The organism is Streptomyces sp. 4F14 (assembly GCF_048159485.1).
In the GTDB taxonomy this organism is placed as follows: Bacteria; Actinomycetota; Actinomycetes; order Streptomycetales; family Streptomycetaceae; genus Streptomyces.
The window spans coordinates 32,953-56,493 of sequence record NZ_JBLRVY010000050.1 but is presented as its reverse complement, the minus strand read 5'-3'; the positions used below and the strand labels follow the sequence as shown (position 1 = coordinate 56,493).

The window sequence follows — 23,541 nt, the reverse complement described above, 5'->3', positions numbered from 1 at the left end:
TCTCGCTGGTCAGAGGCACTTTCTGCTTTCCTGACCGCCTGCCGGACAGCCCGCTTCATGAAAGCGCGAGGCTAGGTCAGTCGAGGCCCGTCGCGACAAGGTGTTCCATGAACGCCGCGACGATACGAGGGGGGCGGGTCGCTGACTCTGCTACAACTGGCTCCGTGGATCTGTCCCTCTCGCCGTCCGAGTGCCGTCTCCTGCGCCACCTCGCCTTGGCCGATATGCCCTACAGCGACGAGGACATGACCTCGGCGTCCGTACGGAATCTGGACGAGGAGGCCCTGCGGGACGACGTACCCACGCTCACCTGGCGCGGGATGGTGACGGTCGACGACGGCCGCCTCTCGATCACCCCGCTCGGCGCGGCGGCGTACTACGCGTCCGAGGTCGCGGAGCTGTCGGCACGTCTGGTCGACGTGCACACCCTGGCCGACGAGCTGGAACGCCTGTCCCCCGCTCGCGCCCGCGAGGCGCACGCCATACGTCAACTCGCCCAAGGGGCCTGGTCGTTGGAGCAAGCCATGCGCTCCGCCTCGGAAGATCCCGCCTGATACGGCGCCCGCACCGGCCGTTCGGTCACATGAGCCTGCCCTGCTCCCCCTCCTCGCCGGAGCCCAGGTCCGTCATGCGGTGGCGCGGCTTGCGGGACTTAGGACCGACGGGCAGGACCCCGGCCCGTGTCAGGTCCGATTCGGTGACCACGGGTTCGGTCAGGACGCGCTCCAGAAGATCCCTCTGCACCGGCTCCAGCTCTGTCAACCGGCGGAGCACCGAGAGCAGTTCGATCAGCTCCGTCGACCATTCGGCGGGCCAGGCCTCGGCGTGGACGTCGTCCAGGGGGCTGGTCCGCCTGCTGTTGGGAGCGGCCTTGCGGTAGCCGAACCACTTCTTGACGATGCGCATCCCGCCCACGTCGTACGCCCAGACCTCGGGCGGCACCGGAGCGAACCGTCCGTGGCCCAGGTGTAGCGTCTCTGTCAACTCCGAGTACTCAATCTCGGCCGGCAGCGTCCTGCCGACCGGCTCCTGGTACAGGACGCGGCGCGGATCGCCCTGGGGGTAGCGCACGTCTCCCTCGGGCCTGCCGTCCTCGGGCGACTCGTAGCGCTGGCCGTACGTCATGGTCCAGAGCACTTCGGAGCCCAGCCGGACGGCCTCGTCCCACAACTGCGGATTCCGGGTGAGCGGCAGGCGTACGCCCGGTGTGAGCAGTTCGTCGGTGAATCGCTCGGTGAACCCTGGATGCCCCGTCACCGCCGCCGTGTACGCGGCCAGTTCGTCCACGGTGACCCTCGCGATCCCCAACTGTTCGGCCAGGCAGGCGAGAAGACCCGGTGGCACGTTGGGTGTGCCGTCGGGGTGAAGGACGGGCATGACCTTGCCGCCCCGGCCGTTGAAGTGATGCGTGTCCGGCATCAGCGCCGTGGCGACGACCGCCGGACCCGAGTCGATCTCGTGGGAGGACTGCTGGTTGAGGAACAGTTGGCCCGGCTGGAGCGACTCCCACAGGTCCGGGCGCGGAAAGTCGATGACCCGGTTGTCGGCGATCAGCCACTGACGGTCGAAGCTGCGCATCCCGATTCTCGTCAACTCAGGCTCCAGAGAGGTCTCTTGGCTGATCGTCTCCCTGTGTCCAGGCCGGCCGGGCAAGTGCTGCGTCCTCTTGTCCAGCGTCCGGTCACGCGTCTCCTTGAGCAGTTCGGCCTTCTTGGACGGGTCCCTCTCCGAGATCAGCCGCGCCCAGCGTCGCCGCAGGATGTCCCGGTCCGGGGCGTTCACCCAGGACCGGTTCGCCTTGACGCCCAGGTTCGCCCACGGGAAGAGATCGCTCAGCTCCGGAAACTCCGACCAGCCTGCTCCCGTGGCCGGACGGAACGGCTGGACGTCCTCGGTGTGCGCGTCCTGCCACCCGTCGTCGTCAAGGCGGATGTCCTTGAGCTGACGGTACTTGGCTGCTCGTCTGCCCTCGATCGAGCGGTAGTGGATGCGGGCAGGTCTGTCCGAGTCGTGGTCGGCACGCCGTACGAAGATGCAGATCGCCAGCGGCTGGGCAACGCCCGGGAAGATCCTCGTGGGAACGTCCGGACGGTGGCCCTCCGGCGAGACATCGATGATCCAGCCCTCGTCGCACGTGCGTCGCAGGTAGTCCCGCATACCGCGCCCACCGGGACCGCCGGCAAATGCCGAGGGAGTGATGAAGCAGACCACACCGTGCCGGTCCCGTTCGTGCGCGTCGAAGACCTTCCACGTCGCCCAGCGCCAGAAGTAGAGGTACAGGTTCTTGAGGATGTGCTCGTAGCGGCCGTTGCCCGGCCACTTGAAGTCGTTGATCGGCGGCGCTCCGCGTCCTTCGGCGCCGTTCTCGATCCAGCCGCCGCGTCCTTTGGCCTTGTCGTCGTACGGTGGGTTCCCGATCACCACCGTCACCGGGGTGACGGCCTTCACCTTGTTCGCCCGCTTCCTCGACTCCGAGATCACGTCATAGGTGGAGGCCAGGGTCTCTTCCGCCACATAGGGGTTGTCCAGGGTGTCGGTGACGTAGAGCTGGAGGCCGTCCGCGGGTAACGCCGCTCGGTGCCGTTTCAGCAGGTCGGACGCGCGCAGTTCGGCCACCGCGAAGGGGCCCATCTGAAGCTCGAAGCCGACCAGTCGGCGGGCGAGTCCACTGATGGCGTCCGGTATCGCACCAGGGCCGTCGTGCCGCCCGGTCCACTCGGCCACCTGCTCGATGACCGCGTGGAGGTAGGTTCCGGTCCCCATGGCCGGATCGACGATGCACACGTCGTCGCCGGCGTAGCCGCGTGGCTGGTCCAGACGGGAACGCAGCACGTCCTCGGTCAGCCGCACCATCTCCTCCACCACCTCACGCGGGGTGTAGTACGAGCCGCTCTTCTGCCGCAGCTTCTCGTCGTACACCTCCAGGAACGACTCGTAGAGATGCAGGTACGCATCGCTTCGCCCTCTGCGGATGGAGTCCCACTGCACCGCGTCGATCACCCGGACGAGGAGTTCGAGCGTCACGTCGAAGCTCTTGGTGACGTTGTCGGTGAGCAATTGGAGCGCCTTGCCCATCAAGGCGTGTCCGGAGTCGAGGCGGCGGCCGATCTCGTGCAGTCCGGTACCGGTGAGACGAAGGTTCTCGGTGCGGGCGAGCAGCAGTGCGAACGTGACCGTCTGGGCGTAGCCGTCGGCGAAGGTGGAGTCGTCGGCCGTCGGGAAGAGGAGTTTGCGCCAGTCGCCCATGAGGCCGGTGAACCGGAGATCCTGCGGGCGGGCCCCGTCGGCCGCCGCGCGCCGCTCGGTCTCCAGTTGCTCCAGCACAGCGGCACGCAGCAGCCGGCACAGCGGCGCGATACGCCGCACCAGTACGGGGACCTGGCTGATGTCCTCGGGGTACCAGTGCAGGAAGACCCTCAGCAGAGCCTGGAACGCGTCAGGGGAAACGGGCTTCAAGCCGGCGCCGGCCCGCTCCAGATCGCCTTCGAAAGCGACGGGGTCACCGACCGCCGTCCCGTGGCGGAACAGCCGCCACTCGGTACCGTTCGTGTAGAGCAGGTTCGGCAGGTCGCGCAGCCGCTCCCACTGCTGCTTCTCGCGGCCGGTGAAACGGCTCGGATCGACGGTGTGGCCGGGCGCCTTGATCTCGATGTACCCGATGATCGCGCCATGGACCTCGACCGCGTAGTCGGGGCGCACCCCGAGGTCGGGTAACGGTGTCTCCGCGTGCCACAGGACATCCTGTAATCGGTAGTGCTCACCGGCGGTCTGCAACAACCGCTCCAGTGGTGCGCGGATCGCGAACTCGCGCCAGCCGGGGCCGTGGAGCAGCGCTCCGCTCGACGCGCCGAACACCGACACGGCTTCCGTCAGCCACGCATGCCGAACTTCCTCCACGCCGAGTTCCCCCCCCCCCCCCAGGACTTCCTCTTCGTGATGTTGCCGGAAGTATGGCAGGGAGCCCGGAATCGTAAAAGACACCGCCCGCGGTGCGTACAGAGGCTCACGGGGAGGGACACGGGATGCGGGCCTGGGTGGTACGCGCGGGGGAGAACAGGGAGCGGGAGCGGACGGCGCTGTCGGCAACTGGGCGGGCCAGCTCTACCGCTTCGTCCACGAGATCCAGCCCGGCGACCTGGTCGTCCTCCCCCTGCGGTCCGGGCTCGTGGCGGTCGGCAGGGGGACGGGCCCCTACGAGTACCGCTCCGGCGCCGCCGCCGAGACGCGTCATGTCCGGCGGGTGGAGTGGATCGTCAGGGACATCGACCGGAAGGCGATCCAGTCCGACCTTGTGGACAGCATGGGCTCCCTGCTCACCGTCTTCGAGCTGACCAGGTTCGCAGCGGCGGACCGGGTCGCGCTGCTCGCCGACGGCCGGCCGGACCCGGGGCGTCCCGATGCCGACGAGTTCGCCGCCACCCTCACCGAACCCGCGAAGCTGTACGAGGAGGTGCGCCGACGTGGTACCGACCAGCCGGTGACCCTGTCCATCCGGGACTTCCTCGCGATCTGGGGAGCGCAGCGCCGGTATCCGGCGGTCATCGACCAGATCGAGAGCGACCTGGAGTCCGGGGGCCTGGTCACGGTCCCGCCGTTCACCGAAGGCACCTTGGACAGCCAGATCACGGTCCTGGCAGGGGGGTGGGAGCCCGACGAGTCGGGAACCAGCTTCTTCGGCAGGGTCCACGTCGGCACGAACACGCTCGCCGGACAGGTCGTGGGCCACCCGACGGACGAGGACACGGAGCCGCCCGCCGTCGCCTACCTGGTCAGCAACCTCGACTCGGCGAACCGCATGCCCGAGTGCGTGCGGGCAAGCGACAGCCTCGACAGCGCGACCACCCTCATGGTCCTGCGCAACTTCAGCCAGCTCCCCGTCCTCGACGCGGACGGCCGGCTGAGCGGCGTCGTCAGCTGGGAGTCGATCGGGAAGGCGCGGATGGCCAATCGGACGCCCGATCTGCGCGCGGCGACGGTCCGCGGTCAGGAGGCCGACCGCTCCGACGACCTGCTCAACTGGGTCGAGACCATCCAGCAGTCCGGCTACGTCGTCGTACGCGACCACGACCACAAGGTCTGCGGGCTGATCACCGCGGCCGACCTGACCGTGCAGTTCGGCACCCGGATACGGCCCCTGGTCCTGCTGGAGGAGATCGAGCAGCGGCTGCGGCGCATGGTCGACCGGTGCATCCCGCTCGACCGGATCAGGGCGATCGTCCCGGGCCGGCGGGCCGCCCGGGTGCACTCGGCGGCCGACCTCACCCTCGGGGACTACAGGTACCTGTTCCTCGAACCCGAGAACTGGACCGCTCTCGGCTGGATTGTCGACCAGCAGTACTTCCTGGCGGCTCTGGAGGAGTGCCGGAACTTCCGCAACGCCGTGATGCACTTCAGCCCGGACCCGATCACCGAGGACCAACTGGTCCCCGCACAGGGCCTGCTCGACCTGCTGCGGTCGATGGATCCGCAGGTCTGAGCCGGCGCGTCAGTCCTGCGCGAGGTCCTCCAGCAGCAGCTCCAGCGCTGCCTCCTCGTGCAGGGCGACCCCCAGCGCTTCCATCGCCGGCGCCAGTTCGGGATCCCAGTCGGCCTCCACACGAGGGCCCGCCAGGGCGAGCGCCGGAATGTCCCGTAGCTTCGTACGCATCGCGAGGTACTCGTAGTCCTCGGCCCGCATCCGCCACGGCCGTGCGTCGTACCGGCCCATGATCCGGTTGGCGAGAGTGATGCCGGGCCAGTCGAAGTCGCCGTGGTAGACGAAGGTGCAGCCGGCCTCCGCGAGGGTGTCGAGGAGGGTGAGGACCACGGTCGCCGCGCTGCCCGAGGTGCAGACCAGGGGAGTCGTACGGGCGGAGTCGGCGGCGGCTTCCACGACGCGGGGGTTCTCGCAGACGTGGACGCGGGCGTCCTGGAGCAACGACAGCTGGAGTATGCGCAGTTCACGCAGTGTCAGATGAGTTTCCAGGTGGTGCGCCGATCGCTCGCGCAGGGCCGCTTCCTGCCAGGTGGCCCCGGTCGGGCGCAGGCCGTACGTCAGGACCGTGCTGGAGACCTCGTCGGGGGTGACCCCGGCGGTGCGCCACAGGGCGCGGCGGCCGGGGGCGTCGGCCGGGAAGCCGGTGTCGTACGCGAGAGCTATCCCGCGCAGGACGAGGCGGGCGAGCGGGGTGTCGTCGTCCAGGCCGTGGGCCGAGCCGGTCGTGAGGGTGGCCAGGTCGCCACGGCCCCACGAGGCCGGGGCCGGGAACAGGTGCGCGAGGGTCCGGATCGCCTGGAGGACGGTGGAGGGTGTGCCGGTGCGGTGGGTCTCCGCCAGCCAGTCGTGGGCCCAGGGCAGGTCGGCGAGGGAGGTCGCGGCGAGAGCCGACTCCGCCTCCGTCCGCTGCCGGGCGCGTTCCGCCGACGCATCGTCACGGGCCGCCCTGCGGTCCACCAGAGGCGGGCCGAGGACGGTCAGCGTCGCCGCCAGGCCCCTGCCGACGGCGCTGGTGCGCAGGCGCGTGTCGAGGTCCGGCAGGCGGATCACCGCTGTGGCGCCGGTGATGGGCCTCGCCAGGAGGAGGGAGAGGGTCTCGCGTTCCCCCGCGTCGAGGTTCTGGAGGCGGATCGTGCCGGTCGGCTGGAGGGCGTTGCGTTCGAGGCGAGTGCGGGCGGTCGTCCAGAGGCGGGCCAGGCCGGGACGGGTGAGGAACTCCCGGGTGCCGGCGTTCAGGGGTGCGTCGTCCGTCATACCGAGACCAGCCTCCGCTGTCGCCCGTTCCATGTGTAGTGCAGCGTCGCCACACCCCGGACATGCGGATCGCGCAGGCACTCGTAGATGTGCAGGGACGGCACGTCGGGCCAGTTCCCCATGAGGCGTTCGCTGGTGAGGACGAAGTCGAGGTCCAGGTCGACGAGGATGCGGCCGAGACGTGCGTGGGTGGGCTCGTCGACCTTGGCGAAGGCGTCGTCCAGCAGGATCAGCCGGGGCGCGTGCGGCGCGGACTCCGCGAGGCTGGTGAAGTGGGCCGCCGCGGCGGCGAAGAGGACCAGGTAGGACAGGACGCGCTGTTCTCCCTGGCTCAGGCCGGTACGGCCGGAGAGGCGGCGGCGACTGGTCGGGGCCGCGTCGTCCACGACCCAAGGGACGAACGTGAACCAGTCCCGGTAGTCGAGCGCGCTGCGCAGGTGAGCCCCGTAGCCCGCGGCGGGGTCGGCGCGGCGGGCGTCCTCGATGCGGCGCTGGAGGACGTCCCTCAGCCGCTCCGACTGCTCGGCGGTGCGCAGGGCGGCGGGGCTGCGCAGGAGGTCGACGGCCGCCTTGACGTCCGCCTCGACGCCCTCGGCGAGCTTCCAGTCGAGCGTGACGCCCAGGCCGTGCGACGTACGGACCGTGTCGAGCGTGGAGTTGAGGGCGGCGACGAGCGTGCCGGCGGCGAGGACCTGGGTGGAGAGGTGGTCGCCGAGCTCGCCGGTCAGGAAGCGCTGGAAGACGTCGCGTTCACGGTCGGTGAGGCGGCCCCGCGCGGCGTCGGCCTCGGCGGCGATGCGCAGGCCGACACCGGCGACGTCGTGCGGGCCGTTGTCGTCGACGAGGCGGCAGAGCTTGATGCCGTCGTACTCCTCGATCGTCGCGTCATACCCTCCGGAGAGCTGGTCCCGCAGCACGGTGTACTGCTTGTGGAACGTGTTGTCCGGGACGTCGTGGGCCTTGGCGTCCAGCTGGTCGCGGACGGCGTCGACGAGGCGGCGGAGAGCCTTGACCCGTTCCCTGGGCTCGGCGTGCACCGGGTCCGGAATCCTCGTCCGGTCCGCGCTCTGTGCCAACCCCGCGCCTTCCAGCACACCCGGCAGCGACAGCGTCGTACGCAGCCGCCGTCCGCTGGTCAGTACCTTGCTCTCCTGGGTGGCCAGCACCCTGTGCTGCTCCGCCGCCGTCTCCTCCGCGCGCACCCGCTCGTCGTGCACGCCCTCCTTGTCCCCCCGCGCACGCGGGAGTTGGCGCTGTACGTCGTCCAGGCGGCGCTGCCCGCCGGCCTCCCGGTCGAGGATCTCCTGTTCTGTGGCGCCGAGTGCCTCCTCCAGGGTTCGGACGGTGTGCCGGGCGGCCTCCAGACGGTTCAGGGACTCGCCGTAGTCGGACTCGGCGTCCTCTCGGGCCGACTTCGCGCTCTCGTATTCGGCCCGGCTGCCGCGCTGGGTCTCGGCCGTTGCCGTGAGCGTACGTATCCGCTTGCGCAGCAGGTCGGTGCCCCGGCCCAGGCGGTCGAGGGCGAGGCGGACCGTGTCGAGGGCGGCGGGCTCCGCGGGGAGGCCGTGCGCGCTCGCCGTCGCCTCGGCCTCCCGGCGTACGGTGACCGCGCGGGCCCGTGCCTCGTCCGCCTTCCGGGCGGCGGCCGACACCTGCCCGGCAAGGGACTCGGCCGTACGCCCGGCCTCCTCGGCACGGGCCCAGGCGTCGGTCAGCCCGCGCGGCGACGGCGGGCGGCGGACGATGCCGTCGACCTGGTCGCGCTGCTCGCGCAGCTCACTCAGCGCCTGCTCCCGTGCCGCCGACTCGCCTCGTACAGAGGCGATGTGGGCAGTGAGCTCGGCCAACGCCCGCCGCCGGGTCTCCGCGCGGACCTCAGCGCCGACGTACTCCGCGGACGGCTTGGCATGCCGGCCGTGGGCGATCCCGAGCCGCCAGGAACCGTCGGTTCCGATGACGGTGTGCGCGGCGCCCTCCGCGTCGCCCGCTGGAACGCCCGCCAGCGCCACAGCCGCCAGCACCCGGCTCACCCGCTCGACCGTCACCCCGCTCTCCGCCGCCGCGACCGGGCGCAGTACCCGGCTCAGCGCCGGTCCGGCGACCGGCGGACCGGGGGCCAGGAACGTGTCCCGGGTGGCCGGGTCCAGGACGGTGCCGTCCGCCCGGACCCACGCGTCGAGCAGACCGCTCGCCTCCAGTGCCGCTTCCAGCCCGGCCCGCTCCCCCGGCGTCAGGCCGTCGGCGAAGTCCACCAGCCGGTAGAGGGGCGCTCCGGTGCCGGGCGGGCGTGCGGCGGCTCGATGCGGCGGGGGCGCCGGCTCCGGGTCGGTACGACGCTCCCACTCCGCGTGTTCGCGACGGAGCCGGTCGTGGGTGCCGGTCAGTTCCCGGACGGCGACGGCCAGCGCGAGCTGTCGCCCGCCCGTCTCCTCCAGCCAGGGCGCGACGCCGGCCCGTACCGCCTCGGCCACCTCCTCGGGGACCTGCGCCGACAGCGGCCCGTCGGCCGGGTCATGGGCGGGTACGACGTCCAGGGGGACGCCGGTGAGGGCACGCAGCCGCTCGGACCAGACCTCCGCTTCGGCGGCGTACGCCTCCGACTCCCGGGCCGTCTCCGCGCGACGCAGCCCGACCCGGCCCCGGGCACTCTCCGCCTGCGCCTCCAGTTGTTCGCGGGCGGCGTCCGCGTCCTGCGCCTCCTGCCGGGCCCGGTCGGCTCGCCGGACGAGGCCGGTCAGTTCGGTGACCGTCCGTGACCGGTTCCTGATCACCGGCCGTACGGCGTCGAGCCGGGTGTCCCAGACCGCCAGCGCCGCCGTGCACGCGTCGGTGTCGACGGCCGTCACCGCGTCGTGCCGGACGAGGTGCAAGTCGCCGTCCGGAGAGGTCAGTTGGGCCGTATCGGCGGGGGCGAGCGGTACGACCGGGAGGGCGAAGGGGTCCCCCAGGTGTGCGGGGTCGAGACCCGAACGCTCCGCCTCCTTCACCGACTCACCGTGTGCCGTGCCGAGTTCGACCAGTTCTTCGCCGAACTGCCGCGCCTCCGTGCCCAGTCGACGGCCTGCGGCGTCCTGGTTGCGGTGGGTCTGGCGCAGCGACTTGAAGGCGGTGGCAGCCGTGCCGTGCAGCGCCTTGACCGTGGTCCGGCGCTCGCCGAGTTCCTTGAGGCTGCGGTATCCGGTGCTCGCGCGCAGCGCCTCAAGGTCCGTCTCGATCTCGGCCTTCTCCTCGTCGAGGGCCTCGACGCGCGCCGTCAGTTCGTCCTCCTGACCGCGGAGCGCCTCCACCTTCCGGCCCGCGTCCCCGGCCGCCTTGCGGCAGTCCGCGAGCCCGCCCAGTTCGGTGCCCGTCTCCTCGGCCCGCCTGCGCAGGACGCCGTGCAGATAGCCCCGGTAGCCGGTGAGGAACGTGCGCAACGCCAGGTCGGTGCGTTCGAGGCGGCCGAGGTCGGCCCGTACGGTGTCGAGGTCGTCGAGGTTGCGGGCGACCTTCTCCACGACTTCCTCGTCGAGCGCGGGCAGGGTCTCGGCGAGGACGGAGACCAGGCCGCCGGAGTCGATGCGGTCGCCGATCGTGGGGCGGCGCAGACGGTGCAGGAGATGAAGCACGTTGCGGTAGCGGGCCGTGTCGGTCAGGCCGAACAGCTCACGGGCGACGCGAGCCCGGTGCTCCACCGCCCGGTCGGTGATGTTGTCCGCGCCGACGGTCGCTCTGAGCTGGTCGAGAGGGAGCGGTTGGCCGGCCGGGGCCAGGTGCAGGTCGTGGCCGACTCTGCGGTCGGTCACGAAGAAGAAGGGTTTCGCCGTGCTGGTCGAACGCGAGGCACGGACCGCCGCACCGAGCGTGAGGTGCTGTTCGTTCCCGTTCTCGTCGGTCCGCGCGAATTCCAGCCACAGGTAGCCGAGGCGGTTGGTCTGCTCGAAGCCGTCGAGCATCAGCCACAGGAGGGTGGTGCGGCCGGTTCCCGTGGCGTCCAGGGCACGAGCGTCGCCGTCCAGCAGGTACGGCAGCAGCATCTCCAGCGCCTTCGACTTGCCCGCGCCGTTCTTGCCCCGCAGCAGCAGGCGTCCCTCGCCGAAGGCGAACTCCTGCTCGTCGTACTGCCAGACGTTGCGGATGCCGGCGCGGTGGAGGCGGTAGCGGTGGGGGGATACCGGGCCGGGGGTCATCGGGGTGGCTCCTGGAGAGTGTCGAGCGGGGCGGAGGGCCGGCGGGGTTTCACCGCCACCGTCGTCGCGTACCGGGCGGAGGCGGCCAGCAGGACCCAGCCGGCCGTTCCGTTCCCGCCGCGCGCTCCGGTGACGTCGGTGACGGACCGGCCGTCGGCGGAAGCCTCCTCGTACCCCTCGGGTATCCCGTGGCCGTCGGCGCGGACAGGGCCCGCGCGGGCGACGAGGCGCATGCGGGTGAGGTGGTCGAGGACGGCGGCGAGGAAGCCGGGGCGGTCCTCCAGGAGGCCGCGTTGCCAGGTGCCGCGCCTGCCGTACTCCTCGATCAGGCCGTCGAGGAGTACGGGCAGCAGGACGTCCGGTATGGGGACGCCGATGGCGAGGCGGCCGGGGTTCTCGGGGCGCAGCCGGTCGACGAGCCGTTCCACCAGCAGCAGCGCGGCCTGGGCGACCGTGCCGGTGCCGGGCAGGTGGAGGTCGGTGAGTTCGGCGTCCGGGTCGATCAGCGCGATGCCCTCGGCGCGGATCTCGGCCTCCAGACCGAGGAGTTCGGAGAACGCCTGGGACTCACGGCGCTGGCGGGTGCGCAGCCATTCACGCTCGGCGTCCGTGAGGTCGTCGAGATGGACGACCGGCGTCTCGACCAGGCGTCGGCGGACGTAGGTGCGCGGTCCTCCGAAGCCCGGGTCGGCCGCACGGCGTACGAGGTCCGCGCCGTCGCGGCTGCGGGTGAGCGGGCCCGCGACTACGGCCCGCGCGATGTCCCGGTCGACGGTCAGAAGCGCCTCGCCCCCGCCTTCCTCGGCGACCGCCGAGACATGGCCCTCGGTCTCGGACAGGACGCCCCAGTCGACGAGTTGCCGTAGCGCGGCAGCGAGCGTGCGGCGTTCGGTCTGCCGTCCGCTGTCGGTGATCTCCAGGCCGGCGTCGACGGCCGCGCTCTTCAGACCGTCGACGAGTTGCGAGAGGAGCAACTGTTCCGGGGCGGTGACCAGGACGGAGAGCGCGAGGGTCAGATAGGCGTACGTCCGCGGCGTGAACGGCGTCCCGGTCGACGGGCGTTCGAGGCGGTGGCCGGAGCCGGGGCCCAGACCCGCCTTGAACAGGCGGGCGTAACCGGCCTCGACCAGCAGGCGGTAGCCGAAGACCTGCTGGAATCGCTGGGCGAGCCAGTCGGCGTGCTTGCGGACCAGCGGGAAGGTGTCGCGGTGCGGGCCAGTGGCGGTGATCAGAGGGTGGGCCAGCAGCAGCCGGGCGGCGGCACGGCGTTCGGCGGCGAGTGCGACGTCGTGGGTGGAGGGCAGGGCCATCAGGCGGTCGCCTCGCTCGGGAGGGAAACGGATGCGGGCGGGTCGATGCTCTCGACGGTCAGCGCGAGGTCGTCGGCCGTCAGGTCGCCGTCGACGGACCGCAGGACGGTGTGCCGGCCCGGAGTGCGCCACATGGTCAGCCGGATACCCAGGTCCACGTCGCTCGCCCGCGCGCCGTCGAGGTCGAAGCCGGTCGCCGACCGGTGCAGCCGGGCCTGTCCCAGCGCGGCGGTGAGGAGTTCCAGCAGCAGGCGCAGGGCGGGGGCGCTGAGCCGTACCTGATCGAAACGGCCGGAGGCGCTGCGCAGTTCGTCGGCCGCCGCCCGCCGCGCCTCGGCCTCCTCACGGGCCTGTTCCATCAGGAGACGCTTCTGCTCGGTGTGGTCCTCGGCCGCCGCCGAACGTCCGCGCGGAGCCCTGCTGCCGCGCTCGCGCAGCGCGACCGGTACCTCCACCGCCGGGCCGGTCCACCAGCTGACGTACGCGGGGACCGTCCGGTCCGGGTCCGGCGCCACGCCCAGGTGCCGTGCGCCGTACAGCCCGAAGGCGGCGACGGCGATGTCGTGCGCCTCCTGCGGCTCGGCGGCGTCGAACCAGGCGGCGAGCCGGAGCAGGTCCTTGCGGCGGGACATCTCGCCGGAGGCCGAGCGCAGCATCCGCTTGGCGTTGGCCAGCAGGGACTGGAGCGCCCGCAGCGTGGCGTCACGCAGCTGGTCGACCTGACTGCCGTGGCCGCCGCTGTCGGTGAACCAGTCGCGCAGTCCCTCCCAGTCGGCCAGGTCCCGCCCGCGGCTGCGCTGCACCCGGGTCTCGGGCAGCGCGTCGGCGAGGGTGGCGATGCCGGTGGCATGCGTGTCGATGCGGGCGAGGAGCGCGGGCAGGTACGGCCGGACCGCGGTGAGGTGCGCGGAGATGCGCGGGGCGCGCAGGGAGACGTCCTCGGTGATCGCCTCGACGTAGTCGAGCAGCAGTTCCTTGAACCCCTGGTACTCGGCGCCGTCCAGGTCGTACCGCGCCAGAACTTGACCCAGGTAGGCGTAGAAGTCCCGCACGGATTCGGCGAATTCGGCGAACTGGACGAACAGGGTGCTGATCCGCTCCCACGCCTGCTGCGGATCGGCGCCGCCGGGAGCGGAGGCCAGGGCGACGATCTCGCTCAGTCCCCGGTCGACGAGCGCGAGCAGTTCACTGCTGACCTCTCGCGCGGCGTCCGCCCCCGCCAGGACCTCATCGGCGTCCCGCTGGACGCGCTCGCCCAGCTTGGAGAGCTGGTAGCGGGAGCGGGAGCGCTGGTAGTCGGCGATGCTGGTCGCCTTGACGGTGTGGGTGCTGCGGAGGAGGTTCCCCCAGCCCGCCAGCTTCTCCAGCCGGGCCGCCAGCGTCTCGGCGTCCAGCTCGCGGTCCAGCTTCGCCAGCACGTCCGGCACCGCGAGGTCCGCGAGCAGCGTTCCGCAGAACACCCGCATCACCGCGATGTACTCCAGGCGTTCGGGCGCGGTGAGGTAGGCGTACACACTGAGCCGCTCCCCCGCCCGGGACAAGTCGTTCCCCTCCATACCGACGAGAGTACGGACCGCCACCGACAGTGCGCCGCCGGTGTTCACGGAACGTCCCGAACGAGGCCGTCCACGAACAGCGGCCACAACGGGAACCCGCAGGTGGAAGCAGGATGCTCCCTGGTACGGGAAAGGGCTACGATCAGACCATAAGGCCAGGTCAGAGCCGTAAAAGCAGACGAGCCGGGCCGTACGCCGGGTTCTGTTTCCCCGGGGTCCTCGCGGGCCCCGGGGCGACGGCCATCCATCTAGGGCCGACGTTGCCGTCGGCCTCGTGCGGTCTACCCGCGGACTCGGGCGGGCAGCCCTCGGACGTCCGCGCAGTCGCGCCCTTTTTCTGTCCCAGAAAAGGGTGCTCCCTTTTGACCTTGCTCCGGGTGGGGTTTACCTAGCTGCCCAGGTCACCCTGGGCACTGGTGGTCTCTTACACCACCGTTTCACCCTTACCCGGTGCCGAAGCGCCGGGCGGTCTGTTTTCTGTGGCACTGTCCCGCGGGTCACCCCGGGTGGCCGTTAGCCATCACCCTGCCCTGTGGAGCCCGGACGTTCCTCGGGGCCCCCAGAGGGGACCACGCGGCCGTCCGCCCGGCTCGTCTGCCGTGTCGACCATGGTACCGGCCGTGCGTCACGCTTCGGTCCGGCGGCCGTGGCCAGCACGGAGCCCGCGAGGATGAGGGCGAAGGCCGCGCCGACGCCCAGGGTGAGCCGCTCGTCGAGGAAGAGCGCGCCGGCGGCGACGGCGACCGCCGGGTTGACGTACGTGATGACCGTCGAGCGCGTCGGGCCGATCTCCTTGATCAGCTCCAGGAAGGCGACGAAGGCGATCGCCGTGCAGATCACGCCGAGACCCGCGAGGGAGGCGAGGACGGTCGCCGAGGGGAGTTCGGAGGGCCAGGTCGCCGCCGCGAAGGGCGCGTACACGAGGGCCGCGAAGGCGAGGCAGGCCGCCGTGAGGTGGAGGGAGGGTACGTCCTTGAGGTGGCGGGCGGCGATCAGGGGCGCGGTCGCGTAGCCGACGACCGTGACCAGCACCTCCGCGAGGGAGCGCGCGTCCCCGCCGGTGAGGTGCGGGACGGTCAGGACGCCCACGCCCGCGAGGCCCAGCGCGAGGCCCGTGATCCGCCGTACGCCCAGGCGTTCCGTGTCGCCGAAGAACCTCGCGAGGACGACGCCGACGATCGGGACGCCCGCGATGAGCAGGCCGGCCGTCGAGCTGGACAGGTGTCGTTCGGCGTCCGTGAGCGTGAACCAGGGGCCGACGATCTCGATGCACGCGAACGCCAGCATGGGCAGCCAGTGCGCGCGCACCACGCGCGGGAGGCCGCCCTGACGGAGCGCGAACGGCAGCAGCAGGACGGCGCCGAGGGCGCAGCGCGTGAACACCACCATGGTCGGCGAGAGGTCCTCCACCGCCACCTTGATCATCAGGTAGGGGATGCCCCAGACCACTCCCATCAGGGAGAACAGGAACCAGCCGCGTGCAGTCATGTGCCGAGTCTCAGCTCCTTCCCCACCGGTCGTCTTGAACGCTGTTGCGGTACGCCGCCGGGGTGACCCCGAGGACGCGCCGGAACCAGCGCGTGAGGTGCGCCTGATCCGCGAACCCGACGAGCGCCGCGGCCTCGGCGGGGCGCACTCCGGCGTCCAGCAGGCCCCGCGCGCGGTGCACCCGGTGCTGGGCGAGCCAGGCGTACGGCGGCAGGCCCATCGTCGTCCGGAACGCGCGCAGGAGCTGGTACCGGGACAGTCCGAGGTCCGCGGCGAGCGTGGACAGGGGCGGGGGCGCGAGGAGTTCGTCGGCGAGCCGGTCGCGCACCGTGCCCGCGAGGGCGGCGGCTCCGGGGACGCGGTCGTCCGTGGGGCGCGCGGTGGAGTGGCGGCGGGCCAGGGCGGTGAGCAGCCAGGGGACGGTGGACTCGGTCCGCAGGGGGTCGGGGTGGGCGCTGAGTTCGGCGTACTCACGGCTCAGGGCGGCGGACAGCTCCGGGTCGTCGATCAGAGGCTCGCGGAAGTGCGGTACGCCGCCGAGGGTGCCCTCGGTGAGGAGGCCCGGTTCGGCGTAGACGGCGCGGTAGGCGTAGCTGGCGGTGGTGTTGCCGGGGCCTCCGGTGTGGGTCTCGCCGGGGGCCAGGACGACGATCGCGCCGGGGCCGGTGCGGATGTGGCCGCCGCGGTAGGCGATGACGCTCGCCGAGTCGGGGGCGCACACGCCGATCGTGAACTCGTCGTGCGCGTGCGGGGCGTAGACGTGTTTCTCGAACCGCGCGGTCAGCAGGTCGAGCCGCGGCCCGCCGTCGCCGAGCCGTGCCCTGGTCCAGGTCGCTCGCTCGCCCATGTGGTGTCCCCCGTTCTCGCTTTCTCCGGTGCGGCAACTCCTGTGGCGCGTTCTCGTATTCCGGGTGCTGTGCGGGTCAGCTCTCGACGGCGGCCTCCAGTGCGGCTTCCAGTGCGGTGAAGGCCCGGTGCAGGCGCGCGCGGTGGTCGTCGGTGACGGCGGAGGCGGGGTCGCCGGCCATCAGGCGGCGCATGGAGGCGACGCACACCGTGCGGTACGCGGCGACCGTGAGGGCGGCGGCGAAGTGCGAGTCGGGGTAGTCGGGGGCGGTCTCGGCGAGGGCCGTGGCGAGGGCCGACTCCACTTCCTCGATGCCCTCGCGGGCGCGGGCGCGCAGGGCCGGGGAGTCGGCGACGACCTGCCAGAAGGGCGGGAAGTCGTCGTCCACGGCGGAGAGGGGGTGGTGGTTCTCCAGGAGGGTGAGGGCCAGGTCGCGCAGGGCGGCCAGGGGGGTGGTGTCCGGGGCGCGGTCGCGGACGGCCGCGGTGAAGGTCTCGACGGCTTCGGGGATGCGGTCGAGGAAGAGGTCCTCCTTGCGCGGGAAGTAGTTGAAGACGGTCATCGCGGAGACGTCGGCGGCGCGGGCCACCTCCGCGACCGTGACCTCGTCGAAGCCGCGCGCCACGAACAGGCCCGTCGCGACGTCCGAGATCCGCTGCCGCGTCGCCCGCTTCTTGCGTTCGCGCAGCGACAGCTCGATGTGCCGTTCGAGGCCGGTCGGGGTGCCGGGCTCGGGGCCGGTCTCGGAGTTCGCAAAGTCCATGCAAAAAACTATAGCGCAAACAAACTTTGAGTCGCTACATTATTCGCATGACGGATTTCGACGTAGTGATCGCCGGGGCCGGTCCGACCGGCCTGCTGCTGGCCTGCGAGCTGCGGCTCGGAGGTGTGGAGGTGCTGGTCGCGGAGCGGCTGACGGAGGTGGACGAGACGGTCAAGGCGATGTCGGTCAACACCCCCTCCGCCACCGCCCTGGACCGCCGGGGCTTCTTCCCCACCCTCGCCGCGATCCAGGAGCGGGCGATGGAGCGGTTCCGCCGCTTCCGTGCGGAGCGGGGCGAGGATCTCTCCCAACCCCCCAAGTTCGCCGGTCACTTCGCGGGCATCCCCCTCGACGCCGCCTACCTGGACCCCGACGACCCCGCGTGGGCGGACACGGGCCGCGCGGACCAGGTGGGCCTGATCCCGCAGGCCGAGCTGGAGCGGGTGCTTGCCGCGCGGGCGCGGGAGCTGGGGGTCGCGATACGGAGGGGGGTGGAGGTGACGGGGTTCGAGGAGGACGGGGACGGGGTGACGGTCCGGTTGGCCGGGGCGCGCGCGGGAGGGGGGTACGACGTGTCCGGTGCCGGGGGCGCTGAGGCCGAGGCCGGTGCCGTCGAGGCCGGTGAGGGCGGTGTCGTCCGCGCCGGCTGGCTCGTCGGGTGCGACGGCGGGCGCAGCACCGTCCGCAAGCTCGCCGGCTTCGGCTTCCCCGGCACACCCCCGGAGATCACGGGCTATCAGGCGGTGGCCGACATGACCGGCACCGAGGCACTGGGCAGCGGCTGGGACACGACGGCGACAGGCACGTACGCGCACGGCCCGATGCCCGGCAGGATCCTCACGGTCGAGTTCGACGGCCCTCCCGCCGACCGCACGACACCGATCACCGTCGCCGAACTCCAGGACAGCATCCGCCGGGTGACGGGAGTCCAGGTGACCGTCGAGAGCGTGCGTACGGTGACCCGGTTCACCGACAACTGCCGCCAGGCGAGCGACTACCGCAAGGGCCGTGTCCTCCTCGCGGGCGACGCGGCGCACGTCCACTCCCCCTTCGGCGGCCAGGGCCTGAACCTCGGCATCGGGGACGCGGTGAACCTCGGCTGGAAGCTCGCGGCGGTCGTGCGCGGCTGGGCTCCGCCGGGCCTGCTCGACTCGTACACGGCGGAGCGGCACCCCATCGGGGCGTGGGTCCTGGACTGGACGCGCGCGCAGATCGCCCTGATGCGCCCGGAGTCCCACGCGCGGGCACTGCGCGAGGTCCTCACCGACCTCACCCGGACCGTGGACGGTACGACGTACCTGGTCAAGAAGATCTCCGGCGTCTGGCAGCGGTACGACCTCCCCGGCGACCACCCCCTGGTCGGCGGCAGCGCGCCCGACCTGGAGCTGGCCGACGGCACCCGTCTCGCCGACCACCTGCACACCGCGCGCGGACTCCTCCTCGACCTCGCCGACGACCCGAAACTCCGCGCCCGCGCGCAGGGGTACGACGACCGGCTCACCGTCCTGACGGCCGCCTGCCCCGCCCGCCCGGGCCTCGCGGCGCTGCTGGTACGGCCGGACGGGTTCACGGCGTGGGCGACGGACGCCGACGGGGACGCCGGGGAGGGCGGGGAGCCGGCGGAAGCGGCGCTGGAGAGGTGGTTCGGAACACCGCACGCCCTCCCGGAGACGCCGGACACTCCCACGCGGAGGCCCCATGACCGCCCTTGACCTTGCCCCGGCGTCAACGTCTGTACTGGTCGGCATGAGGATCGGAGAACTCGCCGAGACCGTCGGCGTCACCACGCGGGCCGTACGCCACTACCACCACCTGGGCCTGCTCCCGGAGCCGGACCGCCTCTCCAACGGCTACCGCGACTACACGCTCCGGCACGCGGTCGCCCTCGCGAGGATCCGCCGGCTGACCGAGCTGGGCGTGGGCCTGGCGGAAGTGCGGGACGTGCTGGCGGACGACGCGGGGAAGGACCTGGTCGAGGTCCTCACGGAGCTGGACGAGGACCTGGCGCGGCAGGAGGAGGCGCTCCGGGAGCGGCGGGCGCGGCTGCGGGTGCTCCTGGAGGCGGGCGAGCTGTCCGCCGAGGGCCCCGTCTCCCCCGAGCTGGCGGCGCTGTTCGCGCGGACGTCCGGGCTGGCCGACTCGCCGATGGCCGCGAAGGACCGCGAGGTGCTGGCGCTGATCGAGACGGCGGCGCCCCCGCAGACGCGGGAGCGGCTGCTCGCGGCGGTGGGCGCGGTCGCCGGTTCCCCGGAGACGATCGCCCGGGCGGGCGAGGCGTACGCGCTGCTGGACGGCCTCGTCGACGCCGAAGCGGACGACCCGCGCGTGGAGGCCGCCGCACACCGGCTCGCCGCGTGCGTGCCTCCGGGCCTCCTGCCCGAGGCGTCGCCCGAGCCGGACAGCACGTTCCTGCGCGCCTTCTACGCCGACTTCCCGCCGGGCCAGGCGGCGGCGATCCGGCGGGCGCTGGAGATCCTGGGGGTGAGGACATGAGGGCCGTGCGGGCGCTGGCCCGGCATCAGGGGCGGATGTGGGGCGACCTCGCGCGGTGGGCGGGGCGGCGGCGGGTCGGGGAGGGGCGGCGGCTGGCGTACATGCGGGGGCAGGGGGCGACGACGGCGGCGATCGGGTTCGTGTGCGTGGTCGAGACGGTCGGGGTGGGGATCCTGCTGTGGGACTACCCCGCCCTGCACTGGGCGGTGTTCGCGCTCGACGTCTACACGCTCGCGCTGGTCCTCGGACTGCACGCGTCCTGCGTGGTGAGGCCGCACGTCCTGGAGCCGGACGCGCTGCGGGTCCGGTACGCCGGTCAGGTCGACCTGCGCGTCCCCTTCGGGCACCTGTCCGGCGTCCGCCGCGAGACGCGTTTCTCGCACCCCGCGGCGGAGGGCGAGCTGAACCTCCCGGTCGGCGGACAGACCTCGGTGGTGCTGGAGCTGGCGCGGCCGGCCGTCCACACGGGGCTGCTGGGGCGGGCCCGGGAGGTGACGGTCGTGCGGCTGCACGCGGACGACGCCGACAGCGTCGTCCAGGAGATCAGGCGGGCGCGAAGCGGACGGTGCGTGTCGCCGGATCCGCTCGGGTGAGGCGGACGCGGAGATGTTCGCCGAGAGGGAGGTGATCACCGTCGATACGGCCGACGACGGCCGGGGACTCCAGGTGGACGGTGCCGTGGTGGTTCTCCAGGTCGATGACGCAGGCGTCGAAGGTCTCGCCGACGTGCCCGGCGAGGACGGCGGCCTCGACGATGTCCACGCAGGCCCGCTCGACGGCGTTGGCCCGGTGCCCGCCCTCGGCCATCCGCTCCGGGAGCGTGTCCAGCGCGGCGAGGACCCACTCCGGGGGCGGGTCGCCGGCCGTCGCCGCGAGGCACAGCTCGGTGGCGTAGCGGTCGACGAGGCGGCGCAGGGGGGCCGTGCAGTGGGCGTACGGGGCGGCGACCGCCGCGTGCGTGGTGAGGGCGGGCAGGGAGCCGTCGCGGAAGGCCGTGTAGCCGGCGCCGCGCAGGAGGCTCGTGCACTCCTGGAGGAACGCCGCGTGGCGCGGGTCGCGCGGGTCGAGGGAGCGGATCAGGAGGGAGTACGGGACGTGGTGGGGCCAGTCGACGCGCAGCGCCTGCGCGACCCTGCGCAGGCGGCCGACCGCGCCGTCCGGGGCGGTGGGGAGGGTGCGCAGGACGCCCGTGCCGTACGCCAGCATCAGGTCGGCGGCGGCCATGCCGGTCAGCAGGGAGAGCTGCGCGTTCCAGCCGTCCGCCGGCAGGGGCGCGCGGTAGGTCAGCTCGTACGTGCCGTCCCGCTCGACGATCTCCTGCTCCGGGACGTTCAGGGAGATGCCTCCCCGCTCGGCCTCCAGGCGTTCGCGCAGCTCACCGATGGTCTTCAGGAGGGCGAGGGGCTCCTCGGCGGTGCCCTCGTCGATCTGCTTCTGCACGCCCGCGTAGTCCAGTTTCGCCCTGCTGCGCACGAGCGCGCGGCGGACGTCCACCGTGGTCGTCCGGCCGTCCGCGTCCAGGTCGATCGTCCACAGGGCCGCCGGGCGGGCCTGGTCCGGGAGCAGGCTGGCGGCGCCCTCGCTGAGGACCGGCGGGTGCAGGGGGGTCCTGCCGTCGGGGAAGTACAGGGTCGTCACCCTGCGGTTGGCCTCCTGGTCGAGCGCGCCGCCCGGGGTGACGAAGGCCGCCACGTCCGCGATCGCGTACCGGACGCGGTAGCCGGTGCCCTGGCGCGACAGGTGCAGCGCCTGGTCCAGGTCCGTCGACTCGGGCGGGTCGATCGTCAGGAAGGGGATGTCCGTCGCGTCGTACGCCGGGAGGGTGGGATGCTTGGCGGCCCGGTCCGCCTCCGCGAGGGCCTCCGGCGGGAAGGCGGCGGGGACTCCCAGCTCGGTGCGGAGCTCCGCGAGGGCGGCGCGGAGCGGGGCTTCGGGGGCGCCGGTGACGCGCAGGGGGCGGCGGGGCATGGGACGAGCGTAGGGCGGTTCCGGGGGTGGGGCATGCCGGAGTGGGGCGTTGCGCGCCGTACTCTGGGCGGAGTTGTCGTGAAGGAGATCGTTCGTGCTTGTGCTGCTGCCGCCGTCCGAGGGCAAGGCTTCTTCCGGGCGGGGTGCGCCGTTGAAGCTGGAGGCGCTGTCGCTGCCGGGGCTGCGGGAGGCCCGGGAGGCGGTGGTCGGGGAACTGGTCGAGCTGTGCGCGGGGGACGAGGAGAAGGCCCGCGAGGTGCTGGGGCTGAGCGAGGGCCTGCGGGGGGAGGTCGCGAAGAACGCCGAGCTGCCGACCGCGGGGGCGCGGCCCGCCGGGGAGATCTACACGGGGGTGCTGTACGACGCCCTGGGGCTCGCGACGCTCGACGCCGACGCCGCCCGGCGTGCCGGACGGTCGCTGCTGATCTTCTCCGGGCTGTGGGGCGCCGTCCGGGTCACCGACCGGATCCCCTCGTACCGCTGCTCGATGGGCGTGAAACTGCCGGGCCTGGGGGCGCTCGGGGCGCACTGGCGGGGTGCGATGGGCGGGGTGCTGCCGGAGGCGGCCGGGAAGGGTCTCGTGCTCGACCTGCGGTCCTCCGCGTACGCCGCCGCGTGGAAGCCGAAGGGCGAGGTCGCGGCGCGCACGGCGACCGTACGGGTGCTGCACGCGCCGACGCGGAAAGTCGTCAGCCACTTCAACAAGGCGACCAAGGGGCGCATCGTCCGGAGCCTGCTGACGTCCGGGGCCGAGCCGGCGGGGCCGGCCGAACTCACCGAGGTGCTGCGGGAGTTGGGGTACGTCGTGGAGGTCGCGGGGCCGGGCAGGCTGGACGTGCTGGTGGACGAGATCCACTGACGGCGCCGGGCCCCGGGCCCTCAGCGCAGGTGCGACGTGTCGTTGAGGAGCCGGACGCTCGCGTTGCCGTCCGCGTAGTACGCGACCGCCGAGAGGGACGCGGCGGACAGGTCCATGCGGAACAGGGCCTCCGGCGGGGCGCCGAGGGCCAGCCGGACCAGGGTCTTGATCGGCGTGACATGGCTGACGACGAGGACCGTACGGCCGGCGTACGCGCGGGTCAGCCGGTCCCTGGTGGCCTCGGTGCGCTTCGCGACCTCGGCGAAGCTCTCGCCGCCGCCCGTGGGACGGGCCTGCGGGTCGCCCAGCCACGCGGCCATGTCCTCGGGGTGCCGCTCCCTGACCTCCCGGAAGGTCAGCCCCTCCCACGCGCCGAAGTCCGTCTCCCGCAGGCCGTCGTCCACGGCGACATCGAGGCCCAGGCGGGCTGCGACGGCCTCGGCGGTCTCGCGGGTGCGGGCGAGGGGCGAGGCGACGATCGCCTCGATCGTCCCCCGGCGGGCGAGCGCCTCGGCGACCCGCGCGGCCTGCTCCCGGCCCACCGCCGACAGGCTCGGATCGGAACCTCCGCTTCCCGAGAAGCGTTTCTCGGGAGTGAGGGGGGTTTCGCCGTGACGGAGGAGAACGAGGGTTGCCGGGGTACCCATGTCGGGGGCGGCGGCGGGGCGGGGTTCGGGGGTGCGTTCCGGGTGGGACGTGGTGTGGCGGGGGCGGGATTCGGGTACGGCGACGGCTTCGCGGTGGCCGTCCCGGGCGACACCTACGCCGGTCCCGACGGCGCCATCGGCCTCGTACGCGTCTCCATCGGCACCGGCAGGGGCCTCGTACGCGTCCCCCTCGACCACGCCCCCGGGCGGTACCTCGCCCCGCTGGCCCGCGTCCATCGCCTTGTTGGCCAGCTTGTCCGCGCGCTTGTTCTGGGAGCGGGGGATCCACTCGTAGCCGACCTGCGCGCCCGGCAGGATCCTCGCGGCCTCCGCGGCGAGGGGGCGCAGGGCGGGGTGTTTGATCTGCCAGCGGCCGGACATCTGCTCGACGACGAGCTTGGAGTCCATGCGGACGTGCACGGCGGCCGAGGGGTTCAGCGCGTGGGCGGCGCGCAGCCCCGCGAGGAGGCCGTTGTACTCGGCGACGTTGTTGGTGGCGACGCCGAGGAAGCCGGAGCGTTCGGCGAGCAGCTCGCCGGTGACCTCGTCGATGACGACAGCGCCGTAGCCGGCGGGGCCGGGGTTGCCCCGGGAGCCGCCGTCGGCCTCGATGACGAGGCGAGGCGGGCCGGAGACCGGTGGCGAGGTCTCGGCGGAAGGCGCGGCGGCGGCCGGAGCCGGTGCCTGGCCTGTGCTGCTCGACGGCGGCTC

15 protein-coding genes, 1 other RNA gene and 1 pseudogene are annotated in these 23,541 nt (G+C 72.5%); 6 read left to right on the top strand and 11 right to left on the bottom strand.

Annotated elements, in window-relative coordinates:
* Nucleotides 1–164: 164 nt before the first annotated feature.
* Complete coding sequence (locus ACLZOT_RS47870) at nucleotides 165–554, top strand: hypothetical protein (RefSeq protein WP_416975597.1); 390 nt, start codon at nucleotides 165–167, stop codon at nucleotides 552–554.
* A 25-nt stretch (nucleotides 555–579) separates the two neighbouring features.
* Here ACLZOT_RS47870 and ACLZOT_RS47865 read toward each other — a convergent pair whose 3' ends face one another.
* On the bottom strand, nucleotides 580–3,897 hold the full coding sequence (locus ACLZOT_RS47865) for a type ISP restriction/modification enzyme (protein ID WP_416975596.1): 3,318 nt from the start codon (nucleotides 3,895–3,897) through the stop codon (nucleotides 580–582).
* A gap of 268 nt (nucleotides 3,898–4,165) precedes the next feature.
* Between ACLZOT_RS47865 and ACLZOT_RS47860 the strand changes: the two genes are divergently transcribed.
* The gene (locus ACLZOT_RS47860) at nucleotides 4,166–5,476 is read left to right on the top strand and encodes a CBS domain-containing protein (RefSeq protein WP_416975595.1); all 1,311 of its coding nucleotides are present in this window, start codon (nucleotides 4,166–4,168) and stop codon (nucleotides 5,474–5,476) included.
* A 9-nt stretch (nucleotides 5,477–5,485) separates the two neighbouring features.
* Here the strand turns inward: ACLZOT_RS47860 and ACLZOT_RS47855 are convergent, their stop codons facing one another.
* The 8 genes and pseudogenes from ACLZOT_RS47855 to ACLZOT_RS47820 form a co-directional block, all read right to left on the bottom strand.
* Nucleotides 5,486–6,730, bottom strand: coding sequence for a TIGR02679 family protein (locus tag ACLZOT_RS47855; RefSeq protein ID WP_416975594.1), 1,245 nt, complete (start codon nucleotides 6,728–6,730; stop codon nucleotides 5,486–5,488).
* Nucleotides 6,727–10,899 (bottom strand): TIGR02680 family protein, encoded by a 4,173-nt coding sequence (locus ACLZOT_RS47850; RefSeq protein ID WP_416975593.1) that lies wholly within the window; start codon nucleotides 10,897–10,899, stop codon nucleotides 6,727–6,729. The genes ACLZOT_RS47855 and ACLZOT_RS47850 overlap by 4 nt, the downstream gene beginning before the upstream one ends.
* A complete protein-coding gene (locus ACLZOT_RS47845) occupies nucleotides 10,896–12,209 on the bottom strand; it encodes a TIGR02678 family protein (RefSeq protein WP_416975592.1) in 1,314 nt (437 codons plus the stop codon). The genes ACLZOT_RS47850 and ACLZOT_RS47845 overlap by 4 nt, the downstream gene beginning before the upstream one ends.
* Complete coding sequence (locus tag ACLZOT_RS47840; protein WP_416975591.1) at nucleotides 12,209–13,765, bottom strand: TIGR02677 family protein; 1,557 nt, start codon at nucleotides 13,763–13,765, stop codon at nucleotides 12,209–12,211. Before ACLZOT_RS47840 ends, ACLZOT_RS47845 begins: the two co-directional genes overlap by 1 nt.
* 175 nt (nucleotides 13,766–13,940) lie before the next feature.
* Nucleotides 13,941–14,358: RNase P RNA component class A (gene rnpB / locus ACLZOT_RS47835), an RNA gene on the bottom strand.
* Between the two features lie 115 nt (nucleotides 14,359–14,473).
* Nucleotides 14,474–15,253 (bottom strand): annotated as a pseudogene (locus tag ACLZOT_RS47830) (DMT family transporter); the annotation flags it as partial.
* A 10-nt stretch (nucleotides 15,254–15,263) separates the two neighbouring features.
* Nucleotides 15,264–16,100 carry a helix-turn-helix domain-containing protein gene (locus tag ACLZOT_RS47825; protein WP_416975590.1) on the bottom strand — a complete coding sequence of 279 codons (837 nt, stop codon included), beginning with the start codon at nucleotides 16,098–16,100 and terminating at the stop codon, nucleotides 15,264–15,266.
* Nucleotides 16,101–16,176: 76 nt separating this feature from the next.
* Nucleotides 16,177–16,863, bottom strand: a complete 687-nt coding sequence (locus ACLZOT_RS47820; protein ID WP_416975589.1) for a TetR/AcrR family transcriptional regulator — start codon at nucleotides 16,861–16,863, stop codon at nucleotides 16,177–16,179.
* A 47-nt stretch (nucleotides 16,864–16,910) separates the two neighbouring features.
* On the opposite strand from ACLZOT_RS47820, the gene ACLZOT_RS47815 reads away from it, so the two are divergent.
* From ACLZOT_RS47815 to ACLZOT_RS47805, 3 genes are read left to right on the top strand one after another with little or no spacing between them, the layout of a single operon-like run.
* A complete protein-coding gene (locus ACLZOT_RS47815) occupies nucleotides 16,911–18,575 on the top strand; it encodes an FAD-dependent monooxygenase (RefSeq protein ID WP_416975588.1) in 1,665 nt (554 codons plus the stop codon).
* 34 nt (nucleotides 18,576–18,609) lie between these two features.
* Complete coding sequence (locus ACLZOT_RS47810; protein ID WP_416975587.1) at nucleotides 18,610–19,356, top strand: MerR family transcriptional regulator; 747 nt, start codon at nucleotides 18,610–18,612, stop codon at nucleotides 19,354–19,356.
* Complete coding sequence (locus ACLZOT_RS47805) at nucleotides 19,353–19,949, top strand: hypothetical protein (protein ID WP_416975586.1); 597 nt, start codon at nucleotides 19,353–19,355, stop codon at nucleotides 19,947–19,949. The genes ACLZOT_RS47810 and ACLZOT_RS47805 overlap by 4 nt, the downstream gene beginning before the upstream one ends.
* Here ACLZOT_RS47805 and ACLZOT_RS47800 read toward each other — a convergent pair.
* Entirely contained in the window at nucleotides 19,900–21,324 is a 1,425-nt protein-coding gene (locus ACLZOT_RS47800) for an RNB domain-containing ribonuclease (RefSeq protein WP_416975585.1), read from the bottom strand. The genes ACLZOT_RS47805 and ACLZOT_RS47800 overlap by 50 nt on opposite strands.
* 94 nt (nucleotides 21,325–21,418) lie before the next feature.
* Here ACLZOT_RS47800 and yaaA point away from each other — a divergent pair, with 94 nt between their 5' ends.
* Entirely contained in the window at nucleotides 21,419–22,183 is a 765-nt protein-coding gene (gene yaaA, locus ACLZOT_RS47795) for a peroxide stress protein YaaA (protein WP_416975584.1), read from the top strand.
* Nucleotides 22,184–22,203: 20 nt separating this feature from the next.
* On the opposite strand, the gene ACLZOT_RS47790 is transcribed toward yaaA, so the two are convergent.
* Complete coding sequence (locus ACLZOT_RS47790) at nucleotides 22,204–23,442, bottom strand: bifunctional RNase H/acid phosphatase (protein WP_416975600.1); 1,239 nt, start codon at nucleotides 23,440–23,442, stop codon at nucleotides 22,204–22,206.
* Nucleotides 23,443–23,541 lie beyond the last annotated feature (99 nt).

What these genes read in the sequence shown, in the direction of transcription:
- ACLZOT_RS47840 (WP_416975591.1), bottom strand. Translation starts at nt 13,765, where the DNA reads ATGGAGGGGAACGACTTGTCCCGGGCGGGGGAGCGGCTCAGTGTGTAC.
- ACLZOT_RS47845 (WP_416975592.1), bottom strand. Translation starts at nt 12,209, where the DNA reads ATGGCCCTGCCCTCCACCCACGACGTCGCACTCGCCGCCGAACGCCGT.
- ACLZOT_RS47805 (WP_416975586.1), top strand. Translation starts at nt 19,353, where the DNA reads ATGAGGGCCGTGCGGGCGCTGGCCCGGCATCAGGGGCGGATGTGGGGC.
- ACLZOT_RS47855 (WP_416975594.1), bottom strand. Translation starts at nt 6,730, where the DNA reads ATGACGGACGACGCACCCCTGAACGCCGGCACCCGGGAGTTCCTCACC.
- ACLZOT_RS47800 (WP_416975585.1), bottom strand. Translation starts at nt 21,324, where the DNA reads ATGCCCCGCCGCCCCCTGCGCGTCACCGGCGCCCCCGAAGCCCCGCTC.
- ACLZOT_RS47815 (WP_416975588.1), top strand. Translation starts at nt 16,911, where the DNA reads ATGACGGATTTCGACGTAGTGATCGCCGGGGCCGGTCCGACCGGCCTG.
- ACLZOT_RS47810 (WP_416975587.1), top strand. Translation starts at nt 18,610, where the DNA reads ATGAGGATCGGAGAACTCGCCGAGACCGTCGGCGTCACCACGCGGGCC.
- ACLZOT_RS47850 (WP_416975593.1), bottom strand. Translation starts at nt 10,899, where the DNA reads ATGACCCCCGGCCCGGTATCCCCCCACCGCTACCGCCTCCACCGCGCC.
- ACLZOT_RS47820 (WP_416975589.1), bottom strand. Translation starts at nt 16,863, where the DNA reads ATGGACTTTGCGAACTCCGAGACCGGCCCCGAGCCCGGCACCCCGACC.
- ACLZOT_RS47825 (WP_416975590.1), bottom strand. Translation starts at nt 16,100, where the DNA reads ATGGGCGAGCGAGCGACCTGGACCAGGGCACGGCTCGGCGACGGCGGG.